9 protein-coding genes are annotated in these 13,345 nt (G+C 59.7%); 6 read left to right on the top strand and 3 right to left on the bottom strand.

Annotated elements, in window-relative coordinates; all coding sequences use genetic code 11:
• Nucleotides 1–106 precede the first annotated feature (106 nt).
• Nucleotides 107–445, top strand: a complete 339-nt coding sequence (locus ACZZ0G_RS12470; protein ID WP_007918987.1) for a hypothetical protein — start codon at nucleotides 107–109, stop codon at nucleotides 443–445.
• Between the two features lie 851 nt (nucleotides 446–1,296).
• Here ACZZ0G_RS12470 and lapD read toward each other — a convergent pair.
• Together lapD and lapG are read right to left on the bottom strand one after the other, a co-directional pair.
• Nucleotides 1,297–3,243: a cyclic di-GMP receptor LapD gene (gene lapD, locus ACZZ0G_RS12465; RefSeq protein ID WP_463556321.1), complete on the bottom strand. Its 1,947-nt coding sequence runs from the start codon at nucleotides 3,241–3,243 to the stop codon at nucleotides 1,297–1,299.
• 14 nt (nucleotides 3,244–3,257) lie between these two features.
• The gene (lapG, locus tag ACZZ0G_RS12460; protein WP_016987655.1) at nucleotides 3,258–3,950 is read right to left on the bottom strand and encodes a cysteine protease LapG; all 693 of its coding nucleotides are present in this window, start codon (nucleotides 3,948–3,950) and stop codon (nucleotides 3,258–3,260) included.
• Nucleotides 3,951–4,147: 197 nt separating this feature from the next.
• On the opposite strand from lapG, the gene ACZZ0G_RS12455 reads away from it, so the two are divergent.
• The 5 genes from ACZZ0G_RS12455 to ACZZ0G_RS12435 all read left to right on the top strand — a co-directional run bounded on the left by ACZZ0G_RS12455 (nucleotide 4,148) and on the right by ACZZ0G_RS12435 (nucleotide 11,205).
• A complete protein-coding gene (locus ACZZ0G_RS12455) occupies nucleotides 4,148–4,858 on the top strand; it encodes a GntR family transcriptional regulator (RefSeq protein ID WP_463556320.1) in 711 nt (236 codons plus the stop codon).
• Between the two features lie 748 nt (nucleotides 4,859–5,606).
• Nucleotides 5,607–6,383 (top strand): DUF3050 domain-containing protein, encoded by a 777-nt coding sequence (locus tag ACZZ0G_RS12450; RefSeq protein ID WP_463556319.1) that lies wholly within the window; start codon nucleotides 5,607–5,609, stop codon nucleotides 6,381–6,383.
• Nucleotides 6,380–7,309: a diiron oxygenase gene (locus ACZZ0G_RS12445; RefSeq protein WP_463556318.1), complete on the top strand. Its 930-nt coding sequence runs from the start codon at nucleotides 6,380–6,382 to the stop codon at nucleotides 7,307–7,309. Before ACZZ0G_RS12450 ends, ACZZ0G_RS12445 begins: the two co-directional genes overlap by 4 nt.
• A gap of 13 nt (nucleotides 7,310–7,322) precedes the next feature.
• Nucleotides 7,323–10,715: an amino acid adenylation domain-containing protein gene (locus tag ACZZ0G_RS12440; protein WP_463556317.1), complete on the top strand. Its 3,393-nt coding sequence runs from the start codon at nucleotides 7,323–7,325 to the stop codon at nucleotides 10,713–10,715.
• A gap of 22 nt (nucleotides 10,716–10,737) precedes the next feature.
• Nucleotides 10,738–11,205, top strand: a complete 468-nt coding sequence (locus tag ACZZ0G_RS12435; protein ID WP_463556316.1) for an SRPBCC family protein — start codon at nucleotides 10,738–10,740, stop codon at nucleotides 11,203–11,205.
• 111 nt (nucleotides 11,206–11,316) lie between these two features.
• Here ACZZ0G_RS12435 and ACZZ0G_RS12430 read toward each other — a convergent pair whose 3' ends face one another.
• The gene (locus ACZZ0G_RS12430; protein ID WP_463398157.1) at nucleotides 11,317–13,197 is read right to left on the bottom strand and encodes a methyl-accepting chemotaxis protein; all 1,881 of its coding nucleotides are present in this window, start codon (nucleotides 13,195–13,197) and stop codon (nucleotides 11,317–11,319) included.
• Nucleotides 13,198–13,345: the final 148 nt, after the last annotated feature.

The raw sequence follows: 13,345 nt of genomic DNA, 5'->3' as shown, positions 1-13,345 counted from the left end.
TTGCGCTGACCGGACCGGTGACGATTGCGTCGCCGCCCCGCATACTCGCGCGCAGTTGGCTATGCTGCTGACAGCATGACGCTGGTTCATTTCTGAGGGATGCTCAATGTTTTACGTGCAACGCGATGCGCAAGGTCTGTTGATTCGCGTGGAAGCCGCGGCCTACGCCGAGGCCACGGAAACGCTGCCGGCCGATAGCCATGAAATCCAGGCCTGGTTCGCCAACGAAGTGGTGGAAACCAGCCTGAAACAGCTCAAGCAGAGCGACTTCGAAATGATTCGGGTCCTCGACGACCTGATTCAGGTGCTGACCCAGAAAGGTGTGATCCGCGTCACCGACCTGCCACCGGCGGCCCAGGCCAAACTGATGGACCGGACCCAGGCGCGTGAGGCGTTGGGTGGGTTGAGTCAGTTGATCGATGAAGATGAGGGCGGGTTGATCTGATCCGCCCAGAATCAAAAGCCTGCCCTCACCCCAGCCCTCTCCCTCCGGGAGAGGGGGCCGACCGAGGTGTCTGGCGTTATACATCGACCTGAGAAATCGAGTCGATTACGGATTCAAAACATATCGCTCACCTCGGCGTACTTCCCGAACATCCCCCAATCAGCCCCCCCTCCCTCCGGGAGAGGGGCCGACCGAGGTGTCTGGCGTTATACATCGACCTGAGAAACCGGGTCGATTATGGATTTAAAACAAATCGCTCACGTCGGCTTACTTCCCGAACATCCCCCAATCAGCCCCCCTCCCTCCGGGAGAGGGGCCGACCGAGGTGTCTGGCGTTATACATCGACCTGAGAAACCGGGTCGATTATGGATTTAAAACAAATCGCTCACGTCGGCTTACTTCCCGAACATCCCCCAATCAGCCCCCCCTCCCTCCGGGAGAGGGGCCGACCGAGGTGGCTGGCGTTATACATCGACCTGAGAAATCGAGTCGATTACGGATTCAAAACATATCGCTCACCTCGGCGTACTTCCCGAACATCCCCCAATCAGTCCCCCCTCCCTCCGGGAGAGGGGCCGACCGAGGTGGCTGGCGTTATACATCGACCTGAGAAATCGAGTCGATTACGGATTCAAAACATATCGCTCACCTCGGCGTACTTCCCGAACATCCCCCAATCAGTCCCCCCTCCCTCCGGGAGAGGGGCCGACCGAAGTGTCTGGCGCTATAAAATCGGGTCGATTATGGATTCAGCGCAAATCGCTCACGTCGGCGTATTACCTCAATATCCCACGGTCAGTCCCCTCTCCCTCTGGGAGAGGGCTAGGGTGAGGGTTGCTTTTGCAATGACTCACCGCCAAGGCCGAGGCTCACCCAACAACTGCCCCTGAACCCCATACAACCCCATCTCGCGAATCACCGACAATTCGCCTTCCGTCTCGACGCGCTCGGCAATCAGCGGCAAATCAATGCTGTGCGCTGCACGCTGGATCGCTTCAATGAACAAGCGCTTGTCACTCTCCTGATCGATCGCACGAATGTAGCTGCCATCGATCTTCAGATACGCCAGCCCCAGCCGCGCCAAGTTACCGATCATGCTGAAGCGCCCACCAAAGCGTTGCAGGCTCAGCGAGAAACCGAGTTCCCGCAGACGCCGGGTCAACTGCTCCAGCACCGCTTGTTCGGGCAATTGCTCCTCACCAATCTCCAGGGTCAGCCGCGCGCCCAGGTTGGAATGTGCGCGCAGAATCTCGAAGACTCTGTTCAACGCCTGCGGGTCGGCGAGGGTCGCCGAGGACAGGTTCAGCGCCAGCGATTCCTCATGCGCTTTCATCTGCTCCAGCACGCGCTCGAGCATCAGGCGATCCAGTCGAGCGGTCCAGCCAAAACGCTCCAGCCACGGCAGGAAGCGCCCGGCCGGGATGGTCTGGCCCTGATCATCGAGCAGGCGTGAGAGCACTTTGTAGTGCAGCACCAGTTGCGTGTCTGCGGCGGCCACCACCGGTTGGAAATACAGCTCGAAACGCTGCTGACTCAAGGCCTGATCGAGCAAGCGGTGCCAGGCGTGGTGATCGTCGCCGACATCAGCCGCCAGGCTCTGATCGATGCAGGCCCAGTTCTGCTCACCCTGGCCTTCGGCTTGCGCCAGCGCCTGATCGCCGAGGGTCAGCACCTGTTGCGGCGAATCGCCGTGGGTGAATGGCGCCAGACCGATCGACGCCACTGCAGCGACGTCGGTCGCGCCGGTGGCGTGCAGACTGCTCAGGGCACTGTCGAGGTTTTGCGCCAGTTGCAACGCTTCTTCCCGCACAAGCCCCGGCGCCAGCACGGCGAATTCACCGCCACGAATACGGGTGACGAGGTTCTGGGTTTCCGGGTATTTGGCGCATTCGCGGGACAACTGTTCGCCGACTGCTTTCAACAATTCATCGGTGCGCTGACCGCCCAAGCGCTGGTTGAGCCCGGCCAGATCCTTGACCCGCAACAGCAGCAGATAGCCGGAACTGGCCTGCTCCGGGTTGCTCACCCGGTTGTTCAGCTGCATTTCGAAATAACGGCGGTTGGCCAACCCCGTCAGGTTGTCCTGATAAGACTCGGCACGTAGTTTTTCACTGCGCTCGGCCTGCTCCTGGAACAGCGCCTTGAGCTTTTCGACCATCTGGTTCATCGCTTGCACCACACGTCGCAGCTCAGGTGTGCGCGGCAGATCCGGCAGGCTGAGGAATTCGCGACGGGCGATGGCGTGGGATTGCTTGACCATGTAATCCAGTGGCTTCAACTGCCGGCGCAGCAGCAACGCCCCGAGCACCGCACTCACTGCGCCGCAGATCAGCAGCCAGCCAAGGCTGCCCAGCGTGCTCTGCCACAGTTTGGCCACGGCGAACATCGGGTGGCTGACCACCTCGACCCGCGCCGCCTGCTCCCAGCCACGGCTGACCAGCGCGTCGCCACCGGCAGGTTCCAGACCAATCAGTTTGACGAACCAGTCGGGCACGTTAGTGACGGCTGGAATACCGCTGCGCTCGACGATCGTCTGATCGGTTTTCAAATCCACCACGCGGATGCTCGCGTAATAACCGCTGTCGAAAATCGAGCTGACCAGCAACTCGACCATCGCCGGGTCGTCGATATTCGGCGTCAGCGACAAGGCCAGCGCCGTCGCGGCGTCCTGGGCGTGGGAGCGCAACTGATTGACGTACTGGGTGCGCGAGCTTTCCAGACTGACCATGAAGCTGCCGGTGAAGGCGACCACCAGGAACAGACAGATAGCGATCAACAGCTGTTTGAACAAAGACATCTGAGCGCGTGCTCCTAGTTAGTCGTCTCGACCGGGAAACCTTCGGCCTGCATTTTCTTCAACACATCCTGCCAGCGCGACAGGCGTTTGGTGTCACCGACCTTTTTGTTGCCCTTGGCGCCCGGCAGGTACAGCCCTTCCGCATTGAAAGAGTAGACCGGCAGCAAATCGGTTCGCTGCGATGCCGGCTGGATCGGATCGATCAGGCTGTCGAGCACCAGCGGCATGGCATCGGGGGTGGCATAGTAAGTCAGGACCATGTGCGCGCGGTTCTGGCGCAACGCTTTGACATAGGTGATGCGCAGCTTGTCACTGGAAACCCCGAGGTGGCGCAGGCTGAAATACTTGGCGATCGCATAGTCTTCGCAGTCGCCGGCGCCTTTCCATAATGCTTCGATCGGTGTTTCCCAATAGTCGACCTCGTGCCACAGATCGATGTCCTCGACATAGCGCACCTGTTTGTTGAAAAACAGGTTCACCACTTTGAGCTTTTCCATTTCGCTGACTTGCTTCTGCGTGGCCAGCAGATTCTGCCAGGCATCGATACGCTGTTGCCCGGCACCCAACGGTCCGTAAAGTGCCGTGGCTTTGCGGCTGATCGTGGAAAAATCCCAATCGGCATGCAGGCCGCCCAGCATCATGCCGGCCAGCAACAGTGCGCAGCCGAGCCAGCGCAGTGTCCGGGGGATCGCGAAACGTACCGCCACAGCAGGTTTCCGGGGGGCAGGAAGGAAAGCGTTTGATGGTGAAGCTTAGACGGCGAAAAAACAATGGCACCATGAGATCATCGCCGGCACGCTAGACTTCAGTTGCCAGCGCATTGTTTTACAAGGTTTGACAACCTGTAGAGCAATCACTAGTGTCATTTGGATCCAAATCAGGCCGACATACAGGGTGCGTAGTCGTGACACAGAAGCCCAAACCGCTGCACAGCATTAAAGTCGATGGACCGATTCCTGCGCATCTGGCCCGGTCGGTGATCGAAGAAACTTTGCGCTCGGCAATCCTCGATGGTCGTCTGCCCTGCGGCACGGCGCTGCGCCAGCAGGATCTGGCCGACCTGTTCGGCGTCAGTCGCATGCCGGTGCGCGAGGCCTTGCGCCAGCTTGAAGCGCAGGAACTGCTCAGCGTTACCGCGCACAAAGGCGCGGTGGTTGCGCCATTGATTCAAGGCGATGCCACCGAGACTTACGAATTGCGCATCCTGCTCGAATCCGAAGCCATGCGGCAGTCGATTCCGCTGCTGACCGCTGCCGATCACGCCCACGCCGCCGGTTACATTGAAGAGCTGGAGGCGCAACACGACTACACGGAAATCGGCCGGCTCAACCGTTTGTTCCACATGGCCCTGTACTGCAAGGCGCCCAATAAACGCTTGCTGCGCCTGGTCGAAGACGGGCTCAACGAAGAAGAGCGTTTCCTGCGCTTCAACCTCGAGGCCATGGGCCTGGGCAAATTGTCTCAGGACGATCACCGCGCGATGCTGCAAGCCGTCCGCGAGCGTGATATTGAACTGTCGATCAACCTCCTCGAGCAGCATCTCAATCGTGGCGTCGAGGTCATCACCCGCTATCTCGACACCCCTGCTGCGCAAAGCCGCAAAGCCGCGCGCTGAACACGCTGTATCACCCGCGAATCACCCACTTACAAATCCCCTTCGCGATCTGCCAGCCCTCTGGTGGCGGATCCGCGTGCCCGCTCTAACCTCCCTGCGCCGTTCAGTCCGAAATTTGCAACTTGTCGGTGACGAATCGGTAATAGCCGTGGCGGTCATTTACCCGCACTCTTGAACGGCCAACCCCATTAAGAACGGGCGACGCGCCGTCCTGACGGCGCAGTCCCCGCACCAGGAACCTACGGAAGGAGCCTTGCCACGGGAAAAAGGAAGTCATGGCGCGGGGTCACGGCCAACTTCCGCCCCTTTTAATCATTCAACTCTTATTACTGGAAAGTTGCTTCGAGTGAGGCATTCACTCTTGTCGATCAATTTTGGCCGCTATTCGCCGAAAGGAGCAACTACGCCCAAATAAAACCTCACCCAAAAGTTTTATCGGAACTACTCAACTTCGAAAAACAGCAAACTTAAAATAATTAAAAATATGCTTGTTAAATACTTTGTCGGTGTATTAGCTTTTCCTCGCCAAGTGTGAAATTCAACGTCACCTGGGCAGCAGCCCAATGCCTGCGGTACAGCAGCAGCGCTTTATGGGCAGACATGAGGCCATGTCATCGCTATATACGATCCGTACTTACCTGACAGAAAGGCAGGCTGTCGCTCGCCGCAAGAAAACAAGAAAGTCGTCGTTTCATTGTTTGCATAGTTGCCAGAACAGTTCCATTGAACATCAACGATAAAGGACATCATGATGCCGACCAAGAACCAACTCGCCCTGAAGAAAGCCGAACTTAGTATTCACCCGATCTTTTCCGAGATCACTTCGTTATCGGTATTGCAACGCTTCATGGAAACCCACGTATTTGCCGTGTGGGATTTCATGTCGCTGACCAAACGCCTGCAGCAGGAGCTGACCTGCACGCGGTTGCCGTGGTTGCCGCCGCGCGATCCTCACGCCGCCCGGTTGATCAACGAGATCGTTCTCGGCGAGGAATCGGATGATCGCCTGACCGAAGGTCATTACAGCCATTTCGAGTTGTACCTGGATGCCATGCGCGAAATCGGCGCGAGTACCACGGCCGTGGAGCGCTTTGTCGCCCTGCAACAGGAAGGCGTGAGCTATGACGTCGCGCTGCAAAGCGTCGAGGTTGATCCGGCCGCCGCGCAGTTTGTCCGCGACACCTTGCGCACCGCCCTGCATGCGCCGGGACACAGTGTGGCGGCGGCATTTCTGCACGGTCGCGAGAGCGTGATCCCGACCATGTTCCAGCGCATTCTTGACGACTGGGGCATCGGCATCGAACAGGCGCCGACCTTCCGCTATTACCTGGAGCGGCACATCGAGGTCGACTCCGAAGACCACGGCCCGGCGGCAGAGCACCTGCTCGAGCGCCTGGTCGACGGCGATCCGCAGCGCGAGGCCGAGGTCTACGCCAGCGCCATCGCCGCCGTGGAAAGCCGTATCGCCTTGTGGGACGGCCTGCGCCTGAGCATGCGTGAATCGTTGGCGGAGGTGGCCCAATGAATGCCGCCGACTATCAATCCTTTGCCGATGCCTGGGAAAACCGCGCCACCATTCGCACTCGCCCGCGTCGCGTGCTGGAAGACGATGAACGCTTGATCTACCCGCTCAGCCGCCAACCGCTGGTGCTCAGCGAAACCTTCCTGCGCGAGTGCCCGCAGCAGCGTGATTTTGCCTTGGTGCAAACGCTGTACAAATTCATCAATGACGTAGTGATTTTCGAGACGGAAATCGTCGACAAGACCGCGCGCAGCATCGCCAAGAATCGCTTCGCCGTGGCCTTCCCGTTTGCCTGTCGTTATGACGCGATGACCGTGGTGGTCGACGAGGATTACCACGCGCTCGTGGCGATGGATTTCATGCAACAAACGGTGGCGATGACCGGCATCGAGCCGATTCGGTTGCCCGATGAAATCGAGTTGAGCCGGGCGATTCCGGCGGCTGTAGCGCTGGCACCGGAGCATCTGCGCAGCGCGGTCGAATTGATTTGCGTGGCGATCGCTGAAAACACCGTGACCGGTGATGTCGCCGCGTTCGCCCGCGACGACTCGGTCAAGCCGTCGATCAAAGGCCTGATGGCCGATCACTTGCTCGACGAGGGCCGCCATTCGAGTTTCTGGGCGCGAATGGTGCGCATCTATTGGCACACCGCCAACGCCGCGGATCGCGAAACCATCGCGCAGATTCTGCCGGTGTTCATCGGCCATTACCTGACCAACGACATCCAGAAATCCTTCGACCTGCGCCTGATCGACGCACTGCCTGTCAGCGAGGCTACACGGCGCTCGCTCAGGGACGAGATGGCAGGACTGGCGTTCCCGATCAATCGCCATCACCCGCTGGTGGGCAACATCGTCAAGTTCTTCCACAACAGCTCGCTGCTCGACACGCCCTGCGTGCAGCACGCCTTGCGTGACTACCTGGTTTGATGAGGAGGGCGACATGAAACGTCTCGACATTTTGCTGATTGGCGCCAGCCAGGCCATGACTGACCTGGCGCAGGAACTGGAACAACACGGGCACTCATTGCAGCGCAGCGCTGCGGGTGTATCGACGGTGGATCTGATCATCGACGATGGCTTCCTCGGCGCCGGTGATCGTTGCGCCATCCCGCACTTGCATTTGCGTCTGGGCGTCGGCGCGCAAAGCGCTGCGGGTTTGCCGACGCTCGATCTGTTGTGTTTCCTCGGCTCTTCACTGATCAGCCGCGTGCCGATTGCCGACGAGCCGTCCGGCAACGGTCAGGCCCTGCGGCAAAGGGTACTGATGCAAGTGGTAGACGAAGTGGCGTTGCTGGTCAGCCGCTTCTCTCGTGACCCTGAATATCTTCAGCAGGCCGGATCTGTGCGTGCGCCGGATTTCGAGCGGATGGAAAACCTGCTGTTTCTCGACAGCCTGGCGTACGTCCATCAGCGCAACGACACCGCGAACGCGGCGCTGCTGAAACAGGCGCAAGTTCCGGTCATCGAGCGCTTGCAACAGAGCTTGATCCGCCACGCCGAACGACCGGCGCTGCACCTTGCCGAACAGTCGCTCAGCTATCGGCAGTTGCACGCCCACAGTCGCGCGATTCAACAGCGATTGCTGCCTTTGCTCAAGCAACATCCGCAACCGTGGGTGGTCGGTATCTGCCTGCCGAAATGCCCGGCGTTGTTTGCCTCGATTCTGGCCATTCTTGGCAGCGGCGCGGTGTACCTGCCGCTGGAGCCGAGCCATCCGTTACAGCGCCAGCAATACATTCTGCAAAACGCTGGTGGATTGCTGTTGCTGCACGACGGCGAGCATCCACTCAGCCAAACCATGGCAGGACTGAACGTCAGCGACATCGACAGCGCTGATGCCGATCTCGGTCAACCGCTGATGCATCGACGTCCCGAGCTGGAAGCGCCGTGCATGGCGCTCTACACCTCGGGCACCACCGGGCATCCGAAGGGCGTGTTGCTCAGCCAGGCCAACCTCGCGCATTTCACCGCGTGGTATGCCGATTACGTGCAGTTGCAGGCCGAGAGTCGGGTCTTGCAGTTCTCATCGTTGAGCTTCGATTCGTCGCTGATCGACATCTTTCCGACCCTGCTCGAAGGCGCGGAACTGGTGGTGCCCGACGACACGCAACGGCGTGATCCGCTGCAACTGGTCGCGTTGATCCGCCGCCGGCAACTGACCCATGCGTTCCTGCCGCCGGCGCTGTTGAGCATCTTGCCACTGGAACAACTGGAAGGCGTGCAAGTGATGACCGGCGGCGATGTCTGCGAACCGTTCGTCATCGAGCAACTGACCCGTCAGGGCACGCTGCACAACCTTTACGGCCCGACCGAAGCCACGGTGTTGATCACCGCGCGGCAACTCAAGCCCGGTGACAGCAATCGCAGCCTCGGGGCGCCGATTGCCAACAGTCAGGTGCTGATTCTCGATGACGATTTGCAACCGGTGCCGGAAAACACCGTTGGCGAATTGTTCATCGTCGGCCCCGGCGTCTGCCTCGGTTATCTGAATAACCCACAGCAGACTGCCGAGCGTTATCTGACCTTGAATCTGCCGGACGGGCAGACGTTGCGCGCCTACCGCAGCGGCGACATGGCCAAGTGGGGCGAACATGGCATCGAGCTGTGCGGACGGCGCGACAATCAGGTGAAGATCCGTGGCTTCCGGGTCGAACCGGAAGAGATCGAACGCTGCCTGCGCGAGAGCCAGTTGTACCGGCAAATCGCAGTGGTGATCGACAGTCAGCGACGGATTCTGGCGTTCCTCGCCCAAGCGCAATCGGACACCGCACGCGAAACGCTGAAGGCCCACGCCCGGCAGTTTTTGCCGGACTACATGCAACCCGTAGCGTGGACTGAGCTGCCGAGCATGCCGTTCGCCAGCAACGGCAAGGTCGACCGCAAAGCGCTGCTGGCACTGCCGGTGAGCGTGCAGGATAGCGGCCCGAAATGTTTGCCGGCGAATGCCGACGAAGCCCTGCTGCTGGAGATTTGGGCCGAGTTGCTGGAGCTGCCGAACAGCGATATTTCCACCGACGAAAGCTTCTTCAATCTCGGTGGCCACTCGATCCTGCTGTCGCGCATGTTGCTGCGTTTGCGTGAGGAGTTCGGCCGCAGCATTTCGATCAATCGCTTCATCGAACTGCCGACCATCATCAAACTGGCGACGCTGGTGCGCGGCACCGATGACAGCGCGGTACTCAGCGCCCAGGCCATGGCCGACGCCGAACGTGCGCTGGAAATCGACCCGCTGCCGATCAATCGCATGGGCGATGTGCATAAGGTCATCGTCACCGGCGCCAACAGTTTTGTCGGCGTACACATCGTCGAGGCGTTGCTTGGTTGGGGCGCCAGCGAAGTGGCGTGTCTGGTGCGTGATGGCGGCGGGAAAACGGCGGCGCAGCGCTTTGCCGAGTCGCTGCGGGAAAACCGTCTGGAACATCTGGATCTGCGTCGTGTGCGGGTTTACGCGGCAGACATTACGCGTCCGCAACTGGGCCTGAACGATGAAGATTATCAGCGCCTCGATCGCGAGTTCGGCGCGTTGGTACACAACGCCGCCAACGTCAATCACGTGCTCGATTACGAGTCGCTGGCGGCGGACAACGTTGAGCCGATTTTCGCGCTGCTGCGCTTATGCGAAGGGCAGAGCAAAAAGGTCTTCAATTTTGTCTCGACGCTGTCCGCTTCAAGCACGGTCGACGACGCGGGGCGAGTGTTGGAACTGCCCGCCGCGACGACGCCACCGATCTACATTCGCAACGGCTACAACCTGTCGAAATGGGTTGGCGAACGCATCCTCGAACGGGCGCGCGAACGCGGCGTTCGGGTCAATCTGTATCGCCCCGGCAACATCAGTTTCAACAGCTTGAGCGGCGTTTGTCAGCCACACAAAAACCGCTTGATGCTGATGCTCAAAGGCTCGATCCAGCTCGGTCAGGTGCCGGCCTTCGCGCTGAACTTCGACCTGATGCCGGTGGACTTTCTCGCCCGTTTCATCGCCTTCCACGCCAGCCGTTATTCACCCGAGCGGGCGGTGTTCAACCTGCACAACCCCGAGCCGCTGAGCTGGGACGCCTACGTCGCTTCGTTCCGCGAAACCGGCAGCGAATTCGCGCTGGTCAGCGTCGCAGACTGGCAGCAGCAACTGAGCCGGGTCGACGCCGACAACGCGCTGTTCGGCGTGCTCGGTTTCTACCTCAACGGCTTTGAAGAAGACATCGGCGACATCTCCTTGATCGGTCATGCCAACGCCGAGGCCGGCGTCCAGCAGATGGGCGCGCACTACCCGCAAAAATCCCCGGCGCTGCTGCGGCGCGGCTGCGACTACCTGAAAGAAATCAACTTCATCTGATCCAACAACAAGGAGCAACACCATGAGTAATCTGCAACCCGATACCCTGATCAAAAACCCGCATGGCTGCCACGTCATCTCTCCTGTGGAAGTGCCGGCGGACGCTGCACAGGTCTGGGCGGTGGTCGGCGACTTCAGCGGTTTCGACCGCTTTATTCCGGCGCTGTCGCACATCGAAATGACCGGTGAGGGCGTGTCCTCGCTGCGCAAGAAATTCTTCAAGGATGGCAACGTGGTGGTCGAGCAACTCAACTCCCGCGATGAGCACGCGCGAAGCATGACCTGGACGACGATTTACAACACGCTTGGGGTGGCGAATCTGTGGGCGGCGATGAATGTCGAATCGCTGGGCGCGGGTAAGTCTCGGGCGACGTGGACGATCATTGCCGAGCCGGCTTCGGGCGGTGAAGATACGTTGCCGGGGTTCAAGGAGTTTGTGCAGGGGTTTGCGGATGATGCGATGGGGAATGTGCTGAAGCTGTTTGTTTAAGGCTTCGGCTTCGCGGTGATTGTCTGACCGCTTTCGCGAGCAGGCTCGCTCCCACAGGGAAATGCATTCCAAATGTGGGAGCGAGCCTGCTCGCGAAGAACGATGACGCGGTCAGATCTTGAAGCTGTCGACCAATTGCTTCAGGCGATTGGCCTGCTGCGACAACGCATCACAATCCTTCAACGTTTCATTGAGGTTGGCCACGCTCTGCTGGTTCAGCAGGTTGATCTGGTTAACGTCAACGTTGAGGGTTTCCACCACGGCGGTCTGCTCTTCGGTCGCTGCGGCCACCGACTGGTTCATGCCGTCGATTTCACCGATGCGCTGGGTCACGCTGACCAGACGCAAACCGGCCTGGTTGGCCACTTCCACGCTCTGCTCGCTGGAGGCCTGACTTGCGTTCATCGTGGTCACCGCTTCACGCGAACCGACCTGCAGCGAGGTGATCATCTTGTGGATCTCTTCCGCCGACTCCTGGGTGCGATGGGCGAGGTTACGCACCTCGTCCGCCACCACGGCAAAACCACGTCCGGCTTCACCGGCACGCGCCGCTTCGATCGCGGCGTTGAGCGCCAGCAGGTTGGTCTGTTGCGAAATCCCTTTGATCACATCGAGGATGTGGCCGATGTTGTCGGTGCTGGCGTTAAGGGTTTCGATCTGCGTGCACGACAGGCTGATCTTCTGCGACAGCTCGGTCATCGCCAGAATGGTCTGTTCCACCACCTGACGCCCGTCATCGGCCTGCTCGCTCGCGCCGCTGGCGTGTTGCGAAGCATCGGCGGCGTTACGGGCGATTTCCTGAGTGGCGGCGCCCAACTCGTTGATCGCGGCAGCCACGCTGTTGGTGCGCGCACTTTGTTCGTCGGAACCGACGATCGAGGCGTTGGACGACGCCATCACCCGTTGCGACAGGTCATGCACGTGACGGGTCGCCGAAGACACTTCGGAAATCGACGCGTGGATCCGTTCAACGAACTGGTTGAAGGCGCTGCCCAATTCACCGAACTCGTCTTTGCTTTCCACTACCAGACGGCGAGTCAGGTCGCCTTCACCCTGCGCAATGTCCTGCATCGCACGACCCATGGTGGTCAGCGGACGCATCAATACGTTGATCAACAGGCTCAGCAGCAGCGCAATCGCAGCCACAGCAACAAACATCGCGATCAGCGCCGAGGTGCGGAATTGGCTGAGTGCGGCGTAGGCTTTATCGCGATCGATCGACAGACCGATGTACCACTGCGCATTCGGCAGATCGCTGACCGGGGTGAACGACAGAATACGTTCCTGGCCATTGAGCACGACGTTCTGGTTGCCCTTCTCGATGCGCACGCTGGTGTTCGGGTAGATGTCTTTCAGGTTTTTCATGACCTGATCTTTGTCCGGGCTGACGATCACCTGACCGTCGGCACTGACCAGAAACGCATGGCCGAGACCACCGAAGTCCACCGAGTTGATGATCTTCACCAGGGTTTCCAGGCTCAGGTCACCACCGACCACGCCCAACAGCTCGCCGTTCTTTTTCACCGGCATGGCGATGGTCACCACCAGCCCGCCGACAGCAGCCATGTACGGCGGCGTCAGCATGGTTTTGTCGGCAGCGACTGCTTGCTTGTACCAAGGGCGCTGACGTGGGTCGTAACCGTCCGGCATCTTCGCGTCAGGGCGCTGGGTGAACACACCATTGGCCTGGCCAACGTAGGTGAACTGGAAGTTCGAGGTGAATGCTGGTTGATCGACCAGACCCGGGAAATCCGCGTCCTTGCCCTGATGGGCGACGTTTTGCGCGAGATTTTCCAGCACCAGAATCCGCCCGCTCATCCAGTTCTGCACGCTGCTGGCGGTCAGATCACCGGCCTGCTGCACGGAAGACTGAAGGTTCTGGCGAATGGTGTTTCGCTGCAGATAGTCGTTGTAGAGGGTGAACAGCGCGAACGCCAGGACCACGACGCCCGAGGCGGCCAACAGGATTTTATGGCTGAACTTGAGATTCATTTCATGGGACTTCTTATGCAAAAAGTGGGGATGCGTTCCGGATGCAACATTCCATGTACAGCGCAGGCAGCGTTCTTCTGGCCGCTCTACTTTGGTGCACGCATGTCTCACCAGTCTGTCGGCACGTGTCGGAGAAATCTTAGGGTTG

The organism is Pseudomonas sp. AC169 (assembly GCF_979258515.1).
This window is presented reverse-complemented; position numbering and strand designations above follow the sequence as displayed.